At 41.0% G+C, this 23,980-nt stretch carries 23 protein-coding genes; 6 read left to right on the top strand and 17 right to left on the bottom strand.

The window, feature by feature from the left end; genetic code table 11:
- Window positions 1-42: 42 nt before the first annotated feature.
- The 7 genes from MmiHf6_RS04245 to MmiHf6_RS04275 all read right to left on the bottom strand — a co-directional run bounded on the left by MmiHf6_RS04245 (window position 43) and on the right by MmiHf6_RS04275 (window position 6,268).
- Complete coding sequence (locus MmiHf6_RS04245; protein ID WP_316558460.1) at window positions 43-492, bottom strand: EMC6-like membrane protein; 450 nt, start codon at window positions 490-492, stop codon at window positions 43-45.
- Between the two features lie 271 nt (window positions 493-763).
- Window positions 764-922, bottom strand: coding sequence for a hypothetical protein (locus MmiHf6_RS04250; protein WP_316558461.1), 159 nt, complete (start codon window positions 920-922; stop codon window positions 764-766).
- Window positions 894-2,156: an ethanolamine utilization protein EutH gene (locus tag MmiHf6_RS04255; RefSeq protein WP_316558462.1), complete on the bottom strand. Its 1,263-nt coding sequence runs from the start codon at window positions 2,154-2,156 to the stop codon at window positions 894-896. Before MmiHf6_RS04255 ends, MmiHf6_RS04250 begins: the two co-directional genes overlap by 29 nt.
- A gap of 477 nt (window positions 2,157-2,633) precedes the next feature.
- Window positions 2,634-3,776, bottom strand: a complete 1,143-nt coding sequence (locus MmiHf6_RS10250; RefSeq protein WP_316558463.1) for an MBL fold metallo-hydrolase — start codon at window positions 3,774-3,776, stop codon at window positions 2,634-2,636.
- A 713-nt stretch (window positions 3,777-4,489) separates the two neighbouring features.
- Window positions 4,490-5,104: an orotate phosphoribosyltransferase-like protein gene (locus MmiHf6_RS04265; protein WP_316558464.1), complete on the bottom strand. Its 615-nt coding sequence runs from the start codon at window positions 5,102-5,104 to the stop codon at window positions 4,490-4,492.
- A 268-nt stretch (window positions 5,105-5,372) separates the two neighbouring features.
- A complete protein-coding gene (locus tag MmiHf6_RS04270; protein ID WP_316558465.1) occupies window positions 5,373-5,888 on the bottom strand; it encodes an NOB1 family endonuclease in 516 nt (171 codons plus the stop codon).
- Between the two features lie 62 nt (window positions 5,889-5,950).
- Window positions 5,951-6,268, bottom strand: coding sequence for a DUF6951 family protein (locus MmiHf6_RS04275; RefSeq protein ID WP_316558466.1), 318 nt, complete (start codon window positions 6,266-6,268; stop codon window positions 5,951-5,953).
- A 469-nt stretch (window positions 6,269-6,737) separates the two neighbouring features.
- On the opposite strand from MmiHf6_RS04275, the gene MmiHf6_RS04280 reads away from it, so the two are divergent.
- On the top strand, window positions 6,738-7,124 hold the full coding sequence (locus MmiHf6_RS04280; protein WP_316558467.1) for a 30S ribosomal protein S8e: 387 nt from the start codon (window positions 6,738-6,740) through the stop codon (window positions 7,122-7,124).
- Window positions 7,125-7,239: 115 nt separating this feature from the next.
- Here MmiHf6_RS04280 and MmiHf6_RS04285 read toward each other — a convergent pair whose 3' ends face one another.
- The 7 genes from MmiHf6_RS04285 to MmiHf6_RS04315 form a co-directional block, all read right to left on the bottom strand.
- Complete coding sequence (locus MmiHf6_RS04285; protein WP_316558468.1) at window positions 7,240-7,380, bottom strand: hypothetical protein; 141 nt, start codon at window positions 7,378-7,380, stop codon at window positions 7,240-7,242.
- A gap of 402 nt (window positions 7,381-7,782) precedes the next feature.
- A complete protein-coding gene (locus tag MmiHf6_RS04290; protein WP_316558469.1) occupies window positions 7,783-8,982 on the bottom strand; it encodes a cysteine desulfurase in 1,200 nt (399 codons plus the stop codon).
- Window positions 8,983-9,517: 535 nt separating this feature from the next.
- The gene (locus MmiHf6_RS04295) at window positions 9,518-10,321 is read right to left on the bottom strand and encodes a TPD domain-containing protein (protein ID WP_316558470.1); all 804 of its coding nucleotides are present in this window, start codon (window positions 10,319-10,321) and stop codon (window positions 9,518-9,520) included.
- Window positions 10,322-10,490: 169 nt separating this feature from the next.
- Entirely contained in the window at window positions 10,491-12,551 is a 2,061-nt protein-coding gene (locus MmiHf6_RS04300) for a hypothetical protein (RefSeq protein ID WP_316558471.1), read from the bottom strand.
- Window positions 12,552-12,832: 281 nt separating this feature from the next.
- A complete protein-coding gene (locus MmiHf6_RS04305) occupies window positions 12,833-13,690 on the bottom strand; it encodes a ribose-phosphate diphosphokinase (RefSeq protein ID WP_316558472.1) in 858 nt (285 codons plus the stop codon).
- Window positions 13,691-13,848: 158 nt separating this feature from the next.
- Complete coding sequence (locus MmiHf6_RS04310; protein WP_316558473.1) at window positions 13,849-13,986, bottom strand: hypothetical protein; 138 nt, start codon at window positions 13,984-13,986, stop codon at window positions 13,849-13,851.
- Window positions 13,987-13,993: 7 nt separating this feature from the next.
- Window positions 13,994-15,790 carry an NAD(P)H-hydrate dehydratase gene (locus tag MmiHf6_RS04315; RefSeq protein WP_316558474.1) on the bottom strand — a complete coding sequence of 599 codons (1,797 nt, stop codon included), beginning with the start codon at window positions 15,788-15,790 and terminating at the stop codon, window positions 13,994-13,996.
- Window positions 15,791-16,648: 858 nt separating this feature from the next.
- Here MmiHf6_RS04315 and MmiHf6_RS04320 point away from each other — a divergent pair.
- Together MmiHf6_RS04320 and MmiHf6_RS04325 are read left to right on the top strand one after the other, a co-directional pair.
- Window positions 16,649-18,112: a DHH family phosphoesterase gene (locus MmiHf6_RS04320; protein ID WP_316558475.1), complete on the top strand. Its 1,464-nt coding sequence runs from the start codon at window positions 16,649-16,651 to the stop codon at window positions 18,110-18,112.
- 169 nt (window positions 18,113-18,281) lie between these two features.
- Complete coding sequence (locus MmiHf6_RS04325; RefSeq protein ID WP_316558476.1) at window positions 18,282-19,364, top strand: nucleotidyltransferase domain-containing protein; 1,083 nt, start codon at window positions 18,282-18,284, stop codon at window positions 19,362-19,364.
- Window positions 19,365-19,467: 103 nt separating this feature from the next.
- On the opposite strand, the gene MmiHf6_RS04330 is transcribed toward MmiHf6_RS04325, so the two are convergent.
- From MmiHf6_RS04330 to yciH, 3 genes are all read right to left on the bottom strand, one after another.
- A complete protein-coding gene (locus MmiHf6_RS04330; RefSeq protein WP_316558477.1) occupies window positions 19,468-19,650 on the bottom strand; it encodes a hypothetical protein in 183 nt (60 codons plus the stop codon).
- A complete protein-coding gene (locus MmiHf6_RS04335; protein WP_316558478.1) occupies window positions 19,641-19,787 on the bottom strand; it encodes a hypothetical protein in 147 nt (48 codons plus the stop codon). Before MmiHf6_RS04335 ends, MmiHf6_RS04330 begins: the two co-directional genes overlap by 10 nt.
- Before the next feature lie 468 nt (window positions 19,788-20,255).
- Window positions 20,256-20,564, bottom strand: a complete 309-nt coding sequence (yciH, locus tag MmiHf6_RS04340) for a stress response translation initiation inhibitor YciH (protein ID WP_316558479.1) — start codon at window positions 20,562-20,564, stop codon at window positions 20,256-20,258.
- A gap of 467 nt (window positions 20,565-21,031) precedes the next feature.
- Between yciH and MmiHf6_RS04345 the strand changes: the two genes are divergently transcribed.
- The 3 genes from MmiHf6_RS04345 (at window position 21,032) to MmiHf6_RS04355 (ending at window position 23,955) form a co-directional block, all read left to right on the top strand.
- Window positions 21,032-21,274 (top strand): helix-turn-helix domain-containing protein, encoded by a 243-nt coding sequence (locus MmiHf6_RS04345; RefSeq protein ID WP_316558480.1) that lies wholly within the window; start codon window positions 21,032-21,034, stop codon window positions 21,272-21,274.
- A 132-nt stretch (window positions 21,275-21,406) separates the two neighbouring features.
- Entirely contained in the window at window positions 21,407-22,504 is a 1,098-nt protein-coding gene (locus MmiHf6_RS04350) for a mannitol dehydrogenase family protein (protein ID WP_316558481.1), read from the top strand.
- Window positions 22,505-22,683: 179 nt separating this feature from the next.
- Window positions 22,684-23,955: an Nre family DNA repair protein gene (locus tag MmiHf6_RS04355; protein ID WP_316558482.1), complete on the top strand. Its 1,272-nt coding sequence runs from the start codon at window positions 22,684-22,686 to the stop codon at window positions 23,953-23,955.
- The last annotated feature ends 25 nt before the right edge of the window (window positions 23,956-23,980 follow it).

Consider the following 23,980-nt stretch of genomic DNA (forward strand, 5'->3'; position numbering starts at 1 on the left):
AAAAATAAATTAAAAAAAGACCGGCTGACGCCGGATTAGATCTCAAAGAATATTGGTGTTTAAAAGAATCGTCCATGTGACGATACAGTAAATTAAAACCAAGAATTGGATTCCGAACCAGTCTTTCCAGTTCAGGAGCTTCATGTCCATTCGGAAAGCGGGAAAAACGAGTCTTCTTTGGATGTAGTAAGTGAAAATCATAATAAGCGGAAGGATGACGAACCAAGCGTATTTCAAAGGTGTGGTTTCGCCTTCAACAGGTGCTGCTGATCCGAGCAGGAAATAACAAATGACACCGGCGATAATACCGACGACGGATGCAGTCACTGTTCTGAGAAGACTTTCCTTGTACATTCTTTTCTTTTCTTCAGGCGTCTGCTCAATCTTGCCGCTTGGGCTGATATGGTATTCAGCCTCAACTTTTTCGGCTTCAACGTGTTCAGGCATTTCCGGCTCATTCGGTGTTGCCTGTTTTTTATTCCTCTTTGCCATTATTCCATAACTCCGAAAATCCATAGGAATTTTTGAACAATTCTTTTTGGATTGTTATTCTTTTGAATGTTATTTTTTGAATTGATATTCTTTAGAAGTTTCATTTAATTATTAATATTTCATATTTAAACCCGTTGACGATTCAAACCAAAAATGCCGGAAACAGGCAAATGTGAAAACTTACCACAAAAAAGAACAAGTCGTTCTCTTTTTTCAAAAATGGAATCCTCTGTCCAATAATTTTTTAAAAAATGCACCTGTGAGTCTTGATTCATTTAAAAATTTGTGCAGACTGCGCGCGGCAGCAGGCAGCTGCGGCTGTCGGGCAGAAACCGGGCCGGCAGTGCAAACTCAAATCTGCCGACAGCAGAAACTGAAACAGGATTGCCGGCAGCAGCAACTCAAATGCTGCTTTCAATATTTTCAGCATTTTTGGAATCCGAATCAGAATTGACAACTTTCAGCACATTTTTCTTTAAGAGGAAAAGCGTGAGCAAAATTGCCAATATGCCGCCTGTCAGTTTTGCAACAATAACCGGAAACACCATTTCCGTGTTGACGCCGCCTGCAAATGCTAAGACGTCGCCGAAGACGAATGCAGCCGACACCGTGAAAACGACGTTGAGAAGTTTCCCGCGCCGGTCCATGCCGCTCATTTGGCTCCAAATCGGAAGATTGTTTGCAAGCTGTGTTAAAAGTCCTGCCGATGCTTCCTGATTGATGCCGACTTTATTTCCGAATTTGTCCATGCCTTTGCCGAGTTTTCGTTTGAGAAAAAGAACCATCGGAAAAGCGCCGGCTAAAACGATTGCGATCAAACCGATGAGAAGAAGACCGACTTCAAGGGGAACGCCGCCTAAAACAGTGTCTTCTTCGACCATTAAGTTGAACAGCGGAAATCGGATTCCCGTCAAATATTGGAAAATCGCGACCCCCGGACTGATGACTGCAATGAATGTTACGATTTTTCCGAATATTGCGAAAAGTTTCAGCATCAGACTTTGTTTGAGAAGGAGACCGATTCCGACAAGAACAGCAAGAAGGATGACAGGAAGCGTGTTGATTAAAAGTTCGTGCGCCGTCAGTGGTGTTGATGTGAAATTCATCGCGAGTCCGCCGATCAAACAGCCGATCGGGAGCGTAACAATACCTAAAAGAATACCGGTTGCAAAAAGCGGATGATCTTTTTTGTCTAAAATCGTAAGCGCATAAGGAATCGTGAATGACAGCGTAATGCCCATCATGGAGGCGACGATTAAACCTGAATAGTTTCCGATAGCAGCGTTTCCTTCCGACATTTGAATCGCCATTGAATAGCCGCCCATATCAAGCGCGAGCAGTGAACCCGGGAACATGGCGGGTGACGCGCCAATCGCGTGATAGAACGGAGAGACAATCGGCGAAAGCACAAGCAGAAGAACGGGAGAAAGCGCAATGATTCCGACAATTGCCAAAGCCAGATCGCCCATCGCTTTGAAGCCGCGGTCAAATTGTTCGGCGTAGCCGAGTTTTCCGCCGCGCAGTTTATCATAAACGCCTAAAAGCATGAATAAGGCAAGAATCGTCATAACGACGCTGCTCACGCTTAAAGTTGCCCAATACAATGATACTGATGACGTAAAGACGTCAATGTTCGTTATACTTTCCACAAGGTCTGTAAACATAGTTTCCACTCACCAAAAAAGCTTGCTTAAAAGTTCAAAACTTTAAATTCAAAATTAAATCCGCCTTCGGAAGCCAAACCCCAAAGGAAATTTAAGTTTAAAACTTAAAAGTTCAAGCCGCTCAAACACACACATAAGATACAAATTGATACAACAAACGTGGTACAACAAGTTGATACAACAAACGTGGTACAATTTAAACAAAGATAGAATATAAAAGATGACGCAGAGAAGACTTTTTCAAAGAATTCTCCGCAGACATTAATGAAATAAAAACTCATTTTTCGTATAAAACATAACCCCGAGATAATTTCGAGGGACTCTGCAATAATACAAAGATTTGTCGGAAATCAGGCAGACCGTTTTATTCATACTGTTTTGTATAAATCGTGTCGTTCAGACTGCTTTATTTGGATTTTAAAAAAAATTATTTGCTCGAATCGATTTGCTCAAATTGATTTGCTCAAATTGATTTGCTCAAACCGTTTTTTCATTTCTTACAATATTTTGAATTTTATTGATTGAAAAAGCTTTAAAACCGTTCTTCTCAAGATGTTTCGCAAATTTATCTGTCCGCGGACTTTTGTTGGGATGATAAACGACTGTGATTTTCGGGCAGATTTCTTTGACCATACGCGTTAATCCGTCGACGTCTAAATGGTCGCTGAGACGTATGTTTTCAAACGGATAGTCTGAGCGGCACGTCAGGACGTATTTGCGGATGTCAGAGCTGAAATTAAAAAGTTCGCCGATAGGAACGATGCTGACATGACAGCTGACGCTGAGATCTTCGCTTTGACTGACAGTGTTTTGATTAAGACTGTTTTGGCTGACATCATTTTGACCGGCGTCATTTTGAATGAGAGTGCTTTGACTGAAACTAAATTGACCGGTGCCGATTTCAACGAGTTCGCCTGAGTTTCTGACAAATTTTTCCGTCAGCGTCAATGTTTTGCTGTTCATGGCAATCGGCCCGTTATATCCCATGTCGCGGAGTATGGAAACGGCTTTTTGGGATTTTCCGAATTCATAAGCGCCGAATGCGATTTTTCGTTCGCCGATGTGGGATAAAACGGCATGATGAAGTCCTTCAATATCGTCTTTAAAATAACAGCTTATGTCGGAAGGGTCGCCGTAACTGGCTTCCGTCAGCAAAATGTCGCATTTCGGAAGGTTTCGGGCATCTTTGACGTCGCCGGTGATCAGAATGGAATTCCCGAGCTCGTTTTCCCAGTAAAAAGCGGATGATCCGGGCGTGTGATAAACGTCAAATGTTTGAACTTCAACGCCGCAAACAAAAAAAGTGCTTCCGTTTTCAAATGTCTTTCCTTTATACGTTTTTTCATAACGGATTTCAAGCGCGCGGGCGGTTTCTTCAGAGCACCACGAAATTTCGGAAAGCATCGCCGATTTACCGTAGTGATCGGAATGCGCGTGTGTGATGAGATAAGCGTCGGGCGGTTCCTGAGAAGCCGGAATGCGCGTCGTATCGATTGCAAAAGTCAGCAACTGCCCTTCTTTGGACTTGAAACGAATAAAAAGATGAGGTTTGATACCGCCGTTATCGTTTTGACGGCGAAAAACAACAAAACCCAATTCTGCCAATTCTTTTGAATACACAATAAAACGCCTGCGCCTTTTTAAAAAATAAACAAACACGAAAACACGGCAATGGATTTAAATTTTGTTAATTTGCGAAAAGAGAAAGGTTGAAATGTGTGATTATTTTAATTTTGATTTTTATTTTAATTTTTTGATTTATTTCAACTTGATTTTAATAATCGGACAAACCTAAACATCCAATATTTCAAATCGGTAAACCTGAACGCCCGATAAAACCCTAAAAAATTATTTTGATTTCATTAAAAAACGGCGTTCCGTTTTTGAAGAAAATTGATAAAAAACGATGTTTGATTTTTGAAAAATAAATGAAAAATTCAAATACCGCCCCCGCAAGTCGAAATTCCCGCAGCGTAGCGAAGGGAATTGAGACTTGGCGGATTCTTTCCAAGACGAATTAAACATATCATCCCACTGATCAGACTCACGGCAACTGGAAAAAGCGGAAAACGCAAACCTGTTCCGGCAAAGTGCCGTCTTGCAACTGTCTTTTGTTGTTACTGCTGCTGAGGCGGTGTTTGTTTGCAGTTGGAGGCAGGTTTCCGTTTGCCGCCGCCGAGCCGACGCCGCGCGAATCGCAACAATTTAAAAAAGAAATCGAAAAACGTACCCCGTTTTTACAAAAATCAAAGAAAAAAGAAATCGAAAGTAAAAATAAGAAAAAGAAATGGAATTGAAAATAATAAAGAAAGAAAGAAGAAGAATCGGAAAAATTACCCGAGTCTTGTAATTCTCATAATCGCAACGACAGGAACGCCGTCGACTTCATCAAAACCGACTTTGTCAACCAAAACAGCGACCGCAATCGGATTGCCGCCGGCAGCTCTCGTTTGAGCAATCACGTCAGTGATCGTGCCGCCCGTTGAAATGACGTCGTCAATAATTACACAGTTCTTGCCGCGAACTTCGGAGAAGTTGCGCGAAAACGCGCCTTTCGCGGCGCCGGAATCCTCGAACTTGGCTTTTTTGGAATAGTAAACCGTAAATTCAGATTCCATTTCACCGGCCATGAAACTTGCAACAGGTACGCCGCTTGAAGAAACGCCGACAATCACGTCAATGTATTCTTTTTGCGTGACAGCGGCTTCAGACACCATGTCGCAGAGAATCTGCGCCGTGCAGCGGAGGCGTGTTGCGTTCTGTCCGAGCGCGCTCCAGTTGACCGACAAATCTTTCGGCATCGAACCGTCCGGATTCGGTTTTTTGTTCGTCAAAAGCCAGACAACCGTTTCGGTGGAAATGTTCAGTTCATCAGCGATTTGACCGGTCGTTAAACCGCTCTGCTGCAATTCATCCGCCTTTTGAGACAAGTCTTCGATTTTCTTCATATGAAACCCCCTGTCGGGATAAGTTATTGATAAATAATTGACAAGTTGAAATATTAGTTGACAAGTTGAAATATTAATTGATAAGTTGAAGTATTGATAAGTTGAAATTATGTAAACGATATTGCGATAATTACGTATTATTTAAAAATTTTAGAAATTTATGAATATTTACGATAAGCCGTAATAAATTATAATTTTGAATTAATTAAAATATGTAATGATATGCAATGTGTTTCCACCTATTTAATTTTTAATACATTTCGGCATTTTATATTGTTTTCGGTTTTTGCTTCACTTTTTTCTTCATTTTCTTTCGAAGCGGCGACCCGCAAACCGGACACTCTTCACCGTCTTTGAAATGGCGGAAACAGCCGATACATTGTTTCTGCCAAATAATTTGATCCGAAATCACGCGCTGCGCAACGGGCATAACGGCAATTCCGAGGCGCGCGGCAATATTCTGAACGGCAAAATCATCCGTGATTAAAACAGCGTCGTCACCGATTTTTTCATGATATTCCAAAGCTTTCGCTAAAATTCCGATATCGGTTGAAGAAAGTTTTTCAATATCGCGTGTTTGAGACGCCTGTTCTTTGACGGCGTCTGCAAAAACATCTTCGACCGCTTCGACCATCAGACCTTCCGCGACATAAATATCGTAACGAAGAGAAGCATCTTCACTTCTCATTTCGTCCTGAACATGCGGTATCGTCACCATGTCGGCGGCGGCAATCGGGCAATTACCCATAATAAAAACGGCTGAGTCCGCGATATATTTCTTCATATTTTGATTCGTTTTATTTATCGATTTAATTTTAATTTAATTTTACTTCATTATTAAGTCGCTTAATCATCATATTCGATTCGAATCGGGCTTTTGTTTTTAACAAGACTTTTGGCAATCATGCCGTTTTCCATCCAAACGACATTCATGACCAATGTCGGGACAAAACATGTCGGTGTCAGCGGAAATGTCTGAAGCTTGGATTCAAGCGTTTCATTTCTGTTGTCCATGATTTGGTCCATCGGGATGTCGAATTCCGTGCCCCAATTTTTGATTTTCGGGCATGTCGATTCAATCGTAACATGTGTTATCATGCCTTCGCTTTTAGCAGTCACTTTATTGACGTGACCGCAGATTGTATCCATTGTTAATGTCGCCATTTCTATAACCCTCTAAATTTTATAAATTTTAAATTTTACAAATTTTAAGAAATTTAACAATATTACCAAGCAGTAAAATGTTCTCAGTTTATTTATTCGTATTCCTTTTTCGGATTTTTATTTTCTTTTTTTAATAAGGTTCAAATAGAATGAATGACTGTTTGAGAGAATTAAAACTGAAATTCCGTATCGCAAGATTCATATATTGAATTATTCGTATTGGATTTTTGATTAAACTTCCCATTTACATTTAGCTCTCATCGCCGGCAAACCGTGCACGAAGGAACCGGACCGGCAGAAAAAGTATCTAAAAATGCAGAAATGCAAACAAACGCAGAAATGCGAGCGATTCCAAACGCTGCTCACGTTTGAATCAAAATTTAAAATAAATTAGATTTAATTAAGTTAAATTAAATAAAATAAATTTACATTAATTCATTACATTCACAACCCGACAGAGGAAATAATTATGAGATGGCAAGGTGCATCTAAAAGAACATATACAGGCGGCAAAAGAATTGCTTCCAGAAGCAAGAGAAAGTTTGAAATCGGTCGCGAATTCGCCGAAACCAGAATCGGCCCGACAAAGAACAAGAACATCGCAACACGCGGCGGCAACAGAAAGGTCAGACTTCTCAGCGACAATTTCATCAACGTCACTGACCCGAAGACCGGCAAAACACAGCGCGCAACTGCTGAAAAAGTGACCGGAAACCCCGCAAACAAACACTACATCAGACGCAACATCATGACAAAAGGAACACTCGTCAAAACCGACATCGGTCTTGTGAGAATCACAAGCAGACCGGGTCAGGCAGGCGTTATCAACGCAGTCCTTTTGGAAGAACAAGAGTAATTTTAATTACTCATTTCTTTTCTTTTTCATTTCTTTTTTCTGAATATTAAAATTGAAAAGCGAAAGCTCTTTTTCTTTGATTTTTTTGAATTTGCGGTTCGGGTTTTAAAATAAATTAAAACGGGGACAATTCGCGCGCGGCAGCGGCTGCGAGGCGGAAGCCTTCGAGCAGACGGCAAACAAAAACCTGTAGGCAGCAGCGGCACGTTCGCGAATGGGAACGGATTACGATAAAATGAGCAGATGCAAGCGGCAACAGAGAACGCCCTGACAGCAATAACACTAAAAGCGAGAAACAATTCACAATCAACGGTTTTGAATTTTTTGTTTTTTATGGGAAGAATCCGCCAAGTCTCGTTTCCTCCGCTTCGCTTCGGAAACTTAACTTACGGGGGCGGTATTTTGTCTTTCATTCAAGATTTAATTCAATTGAAACATCTTTTTTCATCAAAATAATTCAAAAACGGAACGCCATCTATTCTCAAAAATCTAAAATATTTAAAATTAGAATTTTATCGGGCGTTCAGGTTCACCGATTTAGGAAATTGGATGTTTAGATTTCATCTCAAAAATAAAATAAAACCGAAAGACAAGTTTGAAAAACAAAATAAAAATGAAGCAGCTCGCGCGCGCCGCCGCCTCACCAAAAAAAGGAAAATCAGCGGCTTCCGGCAATTTCGCCGACCGCTTCAACAAAAATATCGACTTCTTCTTCCGTATTGTAAAGTGCAAAAGACGCACGGGACGACCCGTTGATTCCGAGCGCTTTTTGTCCGGGAATCGCGCAGTGATAACCGCTTCGGACGCAAATGTTTTTGACTTTATCCAATCGCATGGCAACGGTGTGCGGCTCAAGTCCTTCAATATTGAACGAAACGAGGCCGGCGCGGTTTTGAGGACCGTAAACTTCAACGCCGGCGATTTCTTTTAGGCGTTTTGCAGTGTCCTGCGCCAGCTTATTATCGTGAGATTCGACATTTTTCACGCCGAGCTTTTGAAGATATTCAACGGCGGCGCCGAGTCCGATGACTCCGGGAAGATTCGGCGTTCCGGCTTCAAAACATTCGGGCGACGATTTCGTGGTGAATCCGCAGGTGTCTGCGTCCGACGTCGTGCCGCCGCCGAGAACGGTCGGCTGAATCGTTTCGGGGTTTTTGATGTAAAGAACTCCGGTTCCCTGCGGACCGAGCAAGCCTTTGTGTCCGGCCGCTGCGAAATAGTCGCAGTCAAGCGCTTTCAAATCAAGTTCCATGTGACCTGCCGACTGCGCGCCGTCAACCAAGACGGGAATATTATTTTTGCGAGCGATTTGAATGATTTTTTCAATGTTTTGAATCGAGCCGAAAACATTTGAAATATGACCGACGGCAATCATTTTAGTTTGATCCGTAATCATTTCATCAATTTGATTCGGATTCACAAAACCTTCGGAATCAATATCTGCGACACTGATGACGGCGCCGTTTTCTTTTTGGCGCAGCCAGGGAACGAAATTGGAATGATGCTCAATCATCGTCGTGATAATGTGATCACCCTTCTGAAATCCGAATCCGTTGGCAACAATATTGATGCTGTCCGTCGTGTTTTTCGTCATGATCGTATTTTCGGGCGGCGTATTTAAGAAGTCGGCGACAATTTCGCGCGCGTCTTCAAAAGCGTTCGTTGCTTCAATAGATAAACGATGAGCGCCGCGACCGTAGTTGGCGGCGTAATTGTAAAAGAAATCATTCATTGCAAGAACGGCGGATTTGGGTGTTTGTGTCGTTGCGCCGCTGTCCAAATAAATGACTTTTTCCAAAACGGGAAAATCTTTTCGAATTTCGTAAACGTCGTACATGAGAACGAAAATGTGTTTCAAATAAAAAAAGATACAGGTTCAAAACGGAAACTGTTTCAAAGAAATTAAATTGGTTCGTCGGGCTTCATAAAAGTTCGCGAAAATCTCCGCCTCCTCGCATCCTCCGCTGACGCTTCGGATACTCGTCAGCGGGGGATCAAGCTATTGGAATTTATCGTTTTTTCAAAAATGAAACATCATTTTTCATTTAAATCTAAAAAAAATGAAACGCCGTTTTTAATTCAAAAGTTATTTTTTAGATTAAAAAAGAGGGGCGTTTTGGTTTCATCGATTTTCACGAAATTGGATGTTTGGGTTTCGTTGTTGATTTTTGAAAAACAAAACCGCTTGTATTGGAGGAAAACAAATCAACCAACTGCGATTTTCAAATAAAGCAAACGAAAAAACGGAGCAGCTCGCGCGCGACGCCGCCAATGAAAAGAACAAAGTCAAAATGAAAAGAATGAGGTCAAAAAGAATGAAATCAAAAAAATACAAAAACACAAAAAAGAGAGAAGAATCAAAACAATTCAATTAAAACAGATAAGAGGAAGCCTTACCAATGAATCACGTAATTCAAAAACTTTGTCACGTGCTCAGGAACGTCTTTTTGGAAGAAATCGTGATCGGCGATTTGATATCCTTCGCCTTTTTCTTTTAAAATATCCGTTTCATAGCCGAACCAATAAACAACGAGCCCGTCACCGAAACAGTCGGCATATTCTTTAAATTGTTTTTTCTCGTAATGGCGATGTTCTTTGAGTTCGCCGAAAAGCGCTTTGCTTTCAATCCAGCAAACTTCGCGCCCGCTGATTTTGATTGATTTTCGAAGAAGGAAATCCGGCGTTTTTCCGGTGCAGCCCTCGGCGCGCATTTCGTCTTCACAAGTGAAGTCGCAGCTTTTCTTTTTCAGCCAAAAAGAAATAATATTTTCACCGATTTTGCCTTTCTCTTCCTGCAATTGATGCGCCCGCGGCGAAAAGAAATAATCAGAATTTAAAGATTCAATCAATTCTTTTTGAATGCGCCCGTTTTCAATTGTTTTCGGATTTTTATAATAAAAACGAATTTCTTTTTTGGAATGACCGAGATTTTCCAAAACAAGCGTTGAGACCAATGTTGCCGGATAATTGTATTTTCGACTGAGCGCTAAAAAAGATTGACCGTTAAGCCATTCACCGACAATTTTCTCTTCTTTTCTTTTAAAACGATAATGAGATTTCTTGACGTCTTCGACTACTTTTTGATTTAAAATGCTTGACAGCGTGCCGCAGCAAACATTATATTTTTGCGAAAGTTTTTGAACGTCTTCGTGAGAGTTGAGGGATTCATAAAAATAATGATACAGCTTTGAATCCATTAAAAAATCTCCTGTTTTTGTTTTTAAATCCGAAAATCGGATATTTTAATGCAAAGATAAGAATGATTTACTTGCATTAAAATATTTTCATTTACTATTTCAAGTTTCCAGCACTTTTCCATCAGATAAAAATTTGATTCAGATAAAATTTCCGTTTCAGACAACCGTTTCAGACAACAAATTCATCATCCAAATTCTGAACAGAAGTTCTGTTCGCGCGCAATTGTTCCAAACTTTTCTTTTCGCTCAGCAAAGCTTGAAGATCGGCATCGTACTCCGCATCCGCATCATCGGCAGAAGCAGCAGACTCAGGCATAACAGGCGTAGCCGGAGTAACAGATTCAGGCGCAGCAGAAACAATAAGATCAGACGCAGCAGAAACGGCAGAAATCGGCTCTGACACAGATGCTTTGTCGGAAAGATCAATAATAACTTCTTCGGCAATAAGTTCAACTTTAATTTCATCGCCGCCGACTTCGATTTCAATATCTTTTTCAAAGATTTCAATAACAATGTCATCTTCCAATGGCTCAAAGATTTCGGCATTTTCATCAAAAACGGCTTCAAATTCGTTTTCAACTTCTTTGAATTCGCCCGCCGGTTCGACTTCACTTTCTGAAGTGAAAAGCGGTTCTTGAAGAGCATTAAGAGCAGCATCTTCGGAAACGGAAGACGCAGCAAATGCGGCAGACGCTTCCGCTATTTTCTCCCGCGCTCTGATTAAAAGTTCGCGTTCTTCATTTTCAATGCGGTTTTCACGTTCCGCGCACCATAAATCATAAGCTTCAGCACGTTTCTGCTTTTTCATATTGGCAGTGACAGCGGCTTTCAACGCGGCATCTTCAGCCGCGATGCGTTCTTCGCGTTCGGCAATCCAGTTACCGTGAGCTTCGGCGTATTTCTGCTTTTTCAAATTGGCGGCAACGGCAGCTTTCAGCGCAGCATCAACGGATGCGATTCGCGTTTCGCGCTCGGCAATCCAATTGTCGTGTTCTTCGGCATATTTCTGCTTTTTCAGATTGGCAGCGACATTTGCTTTCAATTGAGTGTCTTCTGCTGCAATGCGTTCTTCGCGTTCGGCGAGCCATTTATCATGAGCTTCATTTTGCTTTTGTTTTGCAAGAGATGTTTTCAGTTTCGCGTCTTCTGCTGCAATGCGCGCGTCGCGCTCGGCAACCCAAATGTCATGCGCTTCGGCATATTTTTGCTTTTTCAAGTTGGCAGCGACATCAGCTTTCAGTTTCGCGTCTTCTGCTGCAATGCGCGCGTCGCGCTCGGCAAGCCAAATGTCATGCGCTTCGGCATATTTTTGCTTTTTCAAGTTGGCAGCGACATCAGCTTTCAGTTTCGCATCTTCTTCGGCGATTCGCGCGTCGCGCTCGGCAAGCCAAATGTCATGCGCTTCGGCATATTTTTGCTTCTTCAGGTTGGCAGCGACATCAGCTTTCAGCTTAGCGTCTTCTGCTGCAATGCGCGCGTCGCGCTCGGCAACCCAAATGCTGTGCGCTTCAGCACGCTGCAATTTTTTCTGTTTGGCGGCAGCCGTTTGAATAAGTTGTTCTTCTTCGCCTTTGATTTTGGAATTCCGTTCTGCAAGCCATTCCGTATACGCTTCGGCGCGAATGACTTTTTTGCGGGCAGAATCGAAAGCGGGGCGGGACGGTTTTAATTCCTGTTCCGATTTCGGTTCAATCGCAGATTCGGATTTTGATTCTGCGGGAATTGATTTTGGTTTTGATTCTGACTTTTCGGTAATTCTTTCATCAATTTCCCATAAAATATCGTCCTGTTTGACGACAGGCTCTGTTTTTTCAAAAATTCTTTCCTGATAAACGATTTCTCTTTGCCTGTCGCGATCATGCGGCGCTTCCGGCCACGGTGCCGGCTCTTTTTGAGGCGCCTTTACACGTTTTTCAGATTCGGCAACCGCTTTTTGAATGCGCTCGCGCCAATCCGTGCTCTTAGCATAATCGTCAACAACATCGGAACCCGGAACGGAATACATGCCTTTCGGCTGCGCGCCGGCAAAAGGCGCGTCGGGTTTGGTTTGCGTTGATTCGATGTATTCTCTTTTGGTTGACGACAGTTCTTTTCGCTGAACCGAGAAAATAAAACGTTCTGCTTCTTCGTTCCCGCGTCCGGGATCGGTCGGCAGTGAAGAATAATCCTGATATTTGGGATCCTCACCGGATGAGGATTTAGAAGTGCGGCGAATCTTTGAATCTTTCATAGGTTTATGATATTTTGTAAAAATATAAAAGTTCCTGCCGGATTGGAAATTGTCCCGCCGACGAGGATATTTAAAAAATGAAGACGGGTCGAAACAAATAAAATTGCCAATGTTGAAAAAAATACGCTGCTCATTTTTATTGCAATTCAAATACAATCACAAATATGCCGCCGCTGTCCGACCGTCACCCCCGGCAACTGCCGCCGCGCGCGAGCCGCATAGGTTTTAAAAAAGAATCAAAAAAGAGAATTGCGTTTTAAAAAATGAAAAAAATGAAGCCGTTACTTTTTCAAGGCTTCAACAATAATCGGCGCGGTGCTGATTCGGCTTTGAACTTTCTCAATCGTGTCGGTCGCCATAATGTCTTTAACGCCGGCGTTGGAAAGTCTGAGAACAGCGTTTCTTGTTAAAACCGGGTGGATGCAGGCAACATAAACATCTTTGGCGCCGTTTTTCTCTAAAATGCTGACGGCTTCTGCCATTGTGCCGCCGGTTGCAATCATGTCATCGACAATGATGACGTCGCGGCCTTCGATATCCATTTTTTTGTCAGCCATCACGACCTGATCGCCTGCAAGACGCGTTTTATCAAAAACATCCCAATCCAAATTCAACCCGGCTGCCATGTTTTCAACCATTGCGCGAACGCCTTTATCGGGCGCAATCAAAAGCGGGCGTTCCAATCCTAAGCTGACCGCGTACTCTGCAATCAATTTGGAAGCGTCCAAGTCTTCGGCGGGACAGGAAAAGTAATTCAAGATGCTTTTTTCATGAAGATTGATCGTATAAACTTTTTCTAAATTGTGAGCGGTGACCGTTCTTGCCATGGCGCGGGCGCTGATTGCTTCGCCGTCTTTGAATTTTTTGTCCTGGCGCGCGTATCCCATGTACGGGATGACGACCGTAATCTTTTTCGCGGATTCGCAGGCGTCCAAAAGCTGCAAAAGCGCGACCAAATCGGAATCGGTTGTTGTGCTTTGAATCAAAACAACATCTTCGCCTGCGACATCTTCTTTGATCTGAATATATTGTTCATTGTCGGGAAAGCGAATAAAATCAGTAATAGTCGGTTGAATATTCAATCCGGCCGCAACGCGGCAGGCGAGAGCTTGAGAAGATGGGCCGCCGATAATTTTCAATGTGATAACCTCTGTAACGATTTAATAAATAAAATCATGAAATGTAAATGAAATAAATCATGAAATTTAAATGAAATTTCAAATGAACGATAAATCAAACAAAAATGAGAAGAAAGGCTTTTCATAAAAATGTTTTCGGCAAAAAATAAATTTCATCCTCATTTTTTATTTGCAGATTTATTTGTAAATTTATTTGCAGATTTTGCAGATTTATTTGTAAATTTATTTGCAGATTTATTTGTAAATTTATTTGCAGATTTATTTGTAAATTTATTTGTTGAAAACGCTTCATCCAACGTTTTCTCATTCTTTTCGTGATCTGCCTTTAACGGTGCCGTTTGAAAACGCAAACGGGATTTTATCAATCACATCCGTCGGAATTAAGGAATCGCCGACCTCAGTGTATGCAGCGTCGCCCGCTTTTCCGCAGATGTAAGCGCCGCAGAGGGTTGCGAGTTCTGCCTTGTTTTTTGCAAGCAGTCCGCCGACAATACCGGCCAAAACGTCACCCGTTCCGCCGACCGACATAGCCGCATTTCCTGTTGAATTGTAACGAACTTCATCAAAACTTGCAATCATATCTTCTTGTCCTTTTAAAAGAACCATTGCACCGAGCCTTTCACTGATATCCATTAGAATATCTTCAAGCGCGAAAATATCTTCTTCATCGCGATTCTCAGACAGATCAATGCCGCAATAGGCCGCTGCCCTCATTAATTCATGATAATGCGGCGTAATGATATAGTCGGCATAATCATTCTCACTTTGCTCAATCGCTTCAAACATTTCAGGAACAAGCGCATCAGCGTCAATGACTGCTTTTTTGAAATAAGGAACTAATTTTGCCGCCGCCTGAATTGATTCTTTGTTCTTTCCAAAACCGGGACCGATAACAACAGCGTCATGAGATTGAATCAACCGCGTAACAAACGGAATATTTTGTTCATTGAAAAATTCACCCGATAATTTTTTTATGATTAATTCGGGGGCATATGATGAAATCGATTCGTAAATGCTTTCCGGTGCCGCGATTGTAACAATATCAACGCCGGTTCCAAACGCGGCCATTCCGGATAGTGCCGGAGCTCCCGAAAACGGACCGCCTGCAATTACCAAAACTTTTCCGCTGTCTCCTTTTTTGCTGTTAACAGATCGTTTATAAAGAGACGAAATGTCGCCCGACCCGACATATTTCTCTGCTGCCTCTGGAATTCCGATAGGAGCTATGACAATTTCACCAAAGATATCATCCAGAATTTTTAAATTCGGACAATCCCTGGATTTATGAAAAGTGACAGTCAGGTCAGCTTTGACAACGGATTCGGGATTGAAAGATGAAACGGATGATATAGCTGATGATAATAAAGGCGACAACTCCTGAGATAAATTCGATGATAAATCAGATAAAAAATCAGGAGATAAATCGGATAATGACATCGAAGATCCGGCAGACGATACAATAGGCAAAACCGTGAGACCGGGAATCTGATCAGGTCGCATTCCTGAAGGAATATCGATTGATAATACAGGAATATTTCGCGTTTTTCTCTCAGAATTAATCAATTCGATCGCCGCTTTTTCTAAACCTTTCAGTTCTCCCGAGAATCCGGTTCCAAAAATTCCGTCAATAATTGCTCCGATACCGGCATCTTTTAAAGAATCATACACATTTACGAGTTCGGATTCACTTTTTATTTCAAAAATATGAACCTTCTCCGAATGTTTCAGCAATTTGAAATTGACTTGTGATTCATGCGTTTTAATTTGATCTTCCGTTCCGAGTAAAAATACAAATGACGAAACAACCTTTTTTTCTAAATGCCGTGCCGTAACAAATGCGTCTCCGCCGTTGTTTCCAAGACCTGCCAATATCAAAACAGGAGAATTGAATACATCATGATTGGAATCAGCTCCCGTCTTGTTGTTTTTTTTGTTTTTATGGTTGTTTTTTCGATTTGTTTTCAGTTTATTTAAACATTCAATTGAAGCTGCAACTCCTGCACCTGCATTTTCCATTAACATAAGCGAACTCATTCCAAGACCGATTGCGTTTTTTTCAATTACTTTCAATTCTTCATATGTGATTACTTCTTGCCTCATGATAACACCCCACATTCGTTTTGGAACGAATCGTATGAATTAAATTTGTATTATGTAAATAATTTATCTGTAATTTGTATCTGTAATTTGTATCTGTAATTTGTATCTGTAATTTGATTTCGCCGCCGCCTCGCGCGAGCCGCTCCGATTTGTTTTGATTTTCAAAATTTGGAGTTGTTTTTTGCTTTTTTTGTTTATATATTCTTATTCCTAAGTATTTTATTTTTGATCCATCATATAATTAGACCTTTGATTCCGTTTTCTAAAAACTGAATTGATTAACGATTTGTAACTATTTTATATTTCCATTGTAATTATTTTAAGATTGCTTAAAGTCAACAGCCCATGATTTTAATTGTCATGACAAATCTTTGAAAACAAATCGAAATCGGCGTATTTGAATAAACAAATGGATTTAAATATATGATGACAAATTCTTGATATTACAATTTCAGGCGCGAACGATATGAAATAAACAGTTTCAAGCGTCGATGATCAGAAAAGATACATGAAATAAAATCAATGTATTCTTTTATTCTTTACAATTCAACGAATTATTCAATCATTTCAATCTATATTCAATTTATACAATGTATAATCACAAATGAAAAATAGAAAAGATGCAAAACTTTGTTTATTGTCATTGTTTTTCTTATTAAAACAAAAGCGGCATCTTATAAAAATCAAAATTTTTGAAATTTAAATTAAAAATATTTAAATTACTATCAAATCATTATCAAATTATTATTAAAATTATAACAAACCATTATCAAATAAACCATTTTATCTATGTCAAATTATGTCAAATTATGTCAATTTATGTCAATTGAATTTTTATGAATTTATGGGGTGAATTTTATGACACAAAAAAATGTCGAAAGCGTTAAAAAACCGCGTCCCGAATTTTTGATATTAGGCGGCGGCATTATCGGCTTTGCGGTGGCAAAAGAACTGCGCAAATCCGAAAAAGAAATCACGATTATCGACGTTGATAAAACGCGCGTTGAAACACTTCGCCAGGAAGGATTTAATGCGCTTCTCGGAGACATCACAGATCCCGAGCTTTACAATACGATTGATATGCGCAACCTCATTTGCGTTGCCGCGCTCAGCTCCAATGACGATGCCAATACAAAAGCGGTGACAAATTTTAAGTCGATCGTTTCCGATAATGTTAAAATTATTTCCCGCGCTTCTGACACACTCAAAAAAGAAGAAATGATGACCGTCGGCGCAAGTTACGTTTTTATTCCGCCGCTGATCGTTTCAAAAACGATTACGGAATATTTGGATCTGATTGAAACAAAACATATCGGCAACCGTTTAGCGCAATGGCTGGAAGAACACCGCGGCCTCAAACTCGGCATCGTTCTTCACGACAATCCCGACCCCGACGCGATTTCAAGCGCTTACGCGTTAACGGAAATCACGAAGAAATTCGACATCAAAGCAGACATTTTATACGACGGAAAGGTCGGCCATCACGAAAATAAAGCTTTTATTAATTTATTGGAGATCCCGCTCATCAAAATTTCGGGACCCGAAGTTTACGAACAATATGATTCTTTGGCTTTGGTGGACAATTCCATTCCGTCCGTTAACAATTCTGTTCCCGCCGACCATCCGATCGGAATTATTATCGACCACCACTCTTACGGCGACATTGAGCCGTACGCCGATTTCATGGACATACGAACAAATGTCGGCGCTTCCGCAACGATTTTAACGAAATATCTCCAGCAAATGGATATTCCGGTTTCAAAAGAACTTGCCACCGCGCTTCTTTTCGGCATTCGAACGGATACAAATGATTTCAGAAGAAACACGACATCCGCGGACTTCGCGGCAGCATCTTTTCTTCATCCGCTTTCCGACCACGATTTATTGACGCAGGTCGAAACGCCGTCCATGTCTGTTGAAACGCTTGACATTCTCAGTGAAGCCATCCGCAACAGAGAAGTGTACGGAACGGTTTTGCTCTCAAATGTCGGCACCATCCGCAACAGAGACACGCTTCCGCAGGCGGCGGATTATCTTTTGGCGATGGAAGGCATTTCAACGGTTGTCGTTTTCGGTATCATGGAAGACAGCATTTATGTTTCCGCGAGAAACGATGACATCCGCGTTCATTTGGGCGACGTGATGCGCGAAGCTTTTGGCGAGAATGCGGGCGGTCATCCGACAGCGGCCGGCGCCAGAATTCCGCTCGGCGTTTTCAGTTCCGCCAAAGACAAACAAATTCTTCAAAAATTGGTTGAAGAGTCCGTTGTCAAGCGTTTTTTAAGCGCAATCGGCGCGGATGAAGACGGCGAAGATCTTTAAACAGATTGTTAAACGAATTAAATTAAAAACGGAATCAATATTGATTCCGATTCATTTTTATTTTGACTTTTTGAATTGATTTTTTATTTTAATTGAATCTTTATTTTAATTGAATCTTTATTTTTAGCCAAATCTTATTTCAATCGAATCTTATTTTGAAGGAAATTTCATGGAAAAATCATCTGCTTCAAAAAATTCAATCTTAAGCGATCCGATTTTGCGCGATTTTTTTGTAACAAAAGATGATTTGATTTTTTCCGTTCCTGATTATTATCATCCGCCTGAAGGTATTCGTTCAATCCTAAGATATATTCCCGATGAAAACGGATCGCGCGTCCGAAAAACAACCGGAATAAGATATCGTAAAGCGGAATTTTTTGAAACGTTTGCTTATCTCAAAAAACATCATCCGGATTGGGTTTCTGATGTTGCTGTTGTTCCGCGATCGGAAATCGTTGAAATTTTAAAACCCAATGATGTCGTCATCGAAATCCGAAATAATCCAAAAATGAATCCTGCCGCTTTTGAATTAATTTGCCGGTTCAGAGATGCCGGCATTCCGGTTTCATCGATGGGAATCACAGGGTCGATTTTAGCCGGCCTTGAAAATGACGAATCCGATATTGATTTTTTGGTTTACGGAAATGATTGGTTTTTTGCAAAAGATGCTTTGAAAGAAATGAAAAACGATGACCGCGGAGAATTGAAACCGTTTAAAATTGCCGAACTTGACGGCGAAATGTGGCAAACAGTTTACAATAAACGAAAATCGCCGTTTTCCTTTGAAGACTTTTTCACTCACGAAATTCGAAAAGGAAATCGCGGAATGCTTGTTTCGAATAACGATGACAACAATGACAGCGGCAGCAACAGCGACAGCGGCGGCAAAAATATTTATTTTGATTTGTTATTCGTTCGCTCAAATAATCAGCTTCCCGGACCGATTCAAAGAGGAATCGACACTGAAAAAAGAATTATTGAAGCAATCGTCACAAATGATGATTTCGCTTTTGACAGCCCCGCGATTTATTTAATCGACCATGATGAAATCGATGAAATTTACAGCTACACGCACACTTATGCGGGTCAGGCGCTGAAAGGTGAAAAAATAAGAGCGCGCGGAATCGTTGAAGAAATCGACGATAAAAAAAGACTTGTGATCGGAACGTCGCGTGAAGCGGAAGACGAATGGATGATTTCGTTGTCTCTTTTGGAATCTTGGGATGAATTGATGTCGCGAACGGAAGAATAAAAACATAAAGAAAAACGGAATCGGGTTTTGGAGAACAAATTCAAAAACTATAGCCTGTTTTTTTTAAAAAAATAATGAAAAGTTGGGGTTGTTTTGAAACATTTTAATGAAAAGCGAAGCGGCTCGCGCGCGGCGGCGGGCAGCGCCCGAAAAAATCGCGCAGCGATTTTTCAGTAAACACCTGACTCCCACTGCAAACAGAAACCTGACTCCCACTGCAAACAGAAACCTGACTCCCACTGCAACCCGAAATTTTGTGAGCAAAGCGAGCAAAATTTAATGCCAACGGATTACGATTAAAATGAGCAGATGCACGCAGAACGCAAACCTGATTGCAGGCAGCAAATTAAAAGACAGTTGCAGACGAGCCGGCTCAGCCGAAATCTGACAGTAAAAACAGGGGTATAAGAAAGCACTTTGCAAAGTCGAATACAGCCGAAAAAGCAGAACGTTTTAAATTTTTTATTTCGTATGGGAAGAATCCGCCAAGTCTCGTTTCCTCCGCTTCGCTTCGGAAACTTGAAACTTCGTTTCAAGTCCGGTTCGCCGCTTCGCGCCGCTCGGAACTCAAATTGCGGGGGCGGTATTTTGTCTTTCATACAAAATAGATTCAATTGAAACATCGTTTTTCATCAATTTTCTTCAAAAAGAGAACGCCGTTTTTTAACGAAATCTAAAACATTTATTTAGGATTTTATCGGGCGTTCATGTTCACCGACTTTTGAAAATTGGATGTTTGTTTTTAAAACAAAATAAAAAAGGAAAAGATAAGGAAAAGAAATAGAAAAATCAATAAAAACGGATATGAAAGCTTTCAGCTCACCAATAAATCAATTAAAAAAGAAAAAGTGAAAAGAAAGTATAAACAGAAATCTTTTGATTTCTGCCGGATTAATCTTTGATTTGATCCGCGCTGAATCCGCGCTGAATCAGTACATCTTTCATGCGTCCGAGATGGTTGCCCTGCAATTCAATAGAACTTTCGCGTATTGTTCCGCCGCAGGCGAATTTTGATTTCAGGTAAGTTGCCAGATCATGAACATCAATTTCAGACGGGTCCAAACCTTCAACAATCGTCACTTCTTTGCCATATCTTCTTCTGTTGACTTTAACGGTAATTCTTTGCTGCTCTTTTGCAACTTCTTCGCAAATACAGAGCTCTTCAGGCAAACCGCATACAGAACACATTCCGGTACTCATTTTTAATTAAATCCTCCAATCGTTTCAAATCGAATTTTTTAGCAGCTCACATGAAGCGAACCGCTTGCAGATTTTCTGCTGTTTTAGTTTTTATTATTAAATTATTGTAAATTGATAAGTTTTTGAAAAATTATTGTTTTGTTTATTAAAGCAATAAAAGCAATAAATTTCATTAAAACAATAAATAGCGGAAATTATAACGGTCAAAATAACTTCCGACAAGCAATATTCACCAACTTTGTATTAATAGTTATGTTTTTTGATATGCTTCATTTTGATGAAAAATCTTAAGTGGCGACATTACAAAAGCAAAATTATAATACGGTTAAAATGAATTTCATTCTTATACTTTTATTCAAATTACTTTACAAATAATCAAAACAATTGCAAAAATCACATAATAATTGTAATACAAATTATCATGGAGATAATTGCAATACAAATTATCATGAAGAGGAGTCATCATTATGGAAGAACTTGCAGGATTTGTCAACGGCAGCGTCAACCGCCGTAAAGTTTTAGAGATTTTGGAATCAAAAGGAGCGACGGAACCGAAAAGAATTGCAAAAATCGCCCGTCTGATCCCTTCCGCCGTCGATAAAATTATCGCGGAATTGGAAGAAAACAAACTCGTTCAAAAAACGGATGACGGCAAAATCGAACTCACCGCCGATGGAAAAACCATCATTGATTATACACGGGCACTTTGATGAATCATGAAAATGATGAAAAATGAAAGTGATGAAAAATGAAAGTGATGAAAAATGAAAGTGAATATGAAAACGAATAATGATTATAAATTATGAAAACGAGAATATAAATCAAAATAAAAATTAAAAATCATGACCGCCAAAGAAATCATTGCGATTATCGGTGCCGGCGCAATCGGGCGCGGATTTCTGCCTTGGAAAATCAACACAAATAAGTATGATTTGGTTTTCGTCGACATTAATCCCGAAATTGTAAACGGCATGAACAAAAACGGCGGTTTTTTGACATTTAAATCGCATAACGGCAAATTGGAAGAAAAATTTGTACGCGCGAGCCGATCCTGTTTAATTTCTGAATTTAAAGCAGCAAATTATACGAATCTTGCCGCCGTTTTCGTTGCTGTCGGACCGAGCAATGTGAAAGCCGTCGCCGACTGCTTAAAAGGCGTTTCCGGTTCAATCATTTTATGTGAAAACGATCCCGAAACGGTCGAATTATTGAAAGCGGATCTCGGAACAGATAATGTTTATTTTGCAATTCCCGATGTAATTGCGTCCAACACCGCCTCAAGCGAAAACCTGCTGCGCGACGAACTTGCGATTCATACCGAAAACGGCAAACTTTTCGTTGATGACAGAGCAAATCGAATCGACGGAGACATTGAATACATCAGCGTCGACGAATTGTTAAACAAAGAATGGGAAGCAAAATTATTTCTGCACAATACACCGCATTGCATCGCCGCTTATTTGGGCGCGATGTACGGGATGATATATTTGCATGAAGTCATGGAACATCCTGAATTACGTGAAACCGTTTCCGGTTCAATGAATGAAATGCTGAGCGCTTTGAAAAACAAAAATGGAAGTCGAAATAAAAACGGAAATGAAAACAGAAACGAAAACAAAAATGAAAACGATCACGCTTTTTTGGATCAGTACGCGGCAAAAGAAATCGAGCGTTTTTCCGACAAACTTTTGTGTGACCCGATTTCAAGAGTTGCGCGGGAACCTTACAGAAAATTGCAGCCGAACGGAAGACTGATCGGCGCTGTGAAATTATGTCACTCCGCCGGTGTCAGTTATGACAATATCATGATCGGTATCGCCGGAGCCGCTCTTTATGCTTATAGAGAAGAGTTCGGCGAAAATGAGGCGACACATTGTGTTTCCGATAAAGAGAAAATATCACACGTGTTTGCAAAAATCGGCTTGATAAACCAAAAGTAAACAATACTCAAAAATAAACAATACTCAAAAATAAACAATACTCAAAGTAAACAATACTCAAAAATAAACGATAAAGTCATATTCAATGTCAGATTTTGTTTTGAATATCTTTATATTTCAAAATTCACATTTTGATTCAAAATTGACTCAAAATTGATTCAAAACGACGGGTGAAAAAAATGGCGGAAGGACTGTGCGTGCGTTGTAAAGGAAAAGGTCTCTGCGGCCGCCCGTATTGTCCGACTTTGGAGCGTTTCAAAAACAACAATCGTTTGACAAAAGCGCTTTCCAATCAAACATCCGTCTTTGGTCCGTCACCGCCTTCTGTTTTTGTCGGCAGCTACAATTATCCGAGTTTAGCCGCAGGACCGTTGATTCCGCCGTCAGTAGACTTGCCGGAATTGGAATTCAGCGAAGCCTCTGAAATTCTGCGCGAAAAAGTCGTCAAAAATCCCGGATTTTTGGAAGACTCGCGCCTGTGGCATGATTTGCAGATGCAGGACGTCATTTCGATGAGAACGGCACTTGTTCGCGCCAATACAACTTTTAAGCCGTCGGATGCAAAAACCGACAATCCTCTTTTAATGAAAGCTCAGGAGCTTGCGCTTTCGTCAAAACCGATCGATACGGAAGCGTGGTTCAAAAAACCGATTGTCGCCGACTTGAAATTTGACAGCATGATGATGCCGATGGGACCTTCCGGACAAGTCAAAAATTTCAATATCACCGAAAACCCGAAAGTCCCGAATGCCGTTGACCGCATCATTTACGACACGGACGCGCTTGCCAAAGACGCAATCGTCGAGATGTACCAAGGAGATGTGTCCAACGAGCAGATGACGCGCCTGATGTCAATCGGTCTTCTCGGCCGTGACCGAAAGTTAGTTCCGACGCGCTGGTCGATTACGGCAATCGATGACATGACCGGAAAAGAAACCATCAAACGCATCAAAGATTATCCGCACATTCGAGAGATCACGGTTTTGACCGGCGAAATATTCGGAAATCACTTTGAAATTCTGCTTCTTCCCGGAAGCTTTTCTTACGAGCTGCTTGAAGTTTGGCAGCCGCATTCGGTTTGGAACGGCGAAAAAACATACATCGGGCAAGACCACGAAGACTTTTACGGCAAAAAAAATTATTCAAATCTGTCAGGCGGCTATTACGCGGCGCGCCTTCCCGTTTTGGAATATTTGGATTCGATCAAAAAGCAGGCGTTTATTTTTGCGGTTCGCGAAATCCGCCCGACTTACTGGGCACCGCTCGGCGTTTGGGTGGTTCGGGAAGCCGCAAGGCAGTCTGTTGAAAATCCGAAAAGAATATTTGAGACGAAAGAAGATGCGTTAGCAGACATGGCATCGCGCCTTTACACGCCGAGAGCGGAATGGGAGAGAGAGACGAAACTGCTTTACAATCAAGCCGTTCAGATGAGAATTGATTCTTATATATGATTGATATGAGTGAAGATCAATAAAA

The sequence above is a fragment of the Methanimicrococcus hongohii genome, assembly GCF_032594095.1.
GTDB classification, from domain to species: domain Archaea; phylum Halobacteriota; class Methanosarcinia; order Methanosarcinales; family Methanosarcinaceae; genus Methanimicrococcus; species Methanimicrococcus hongohii.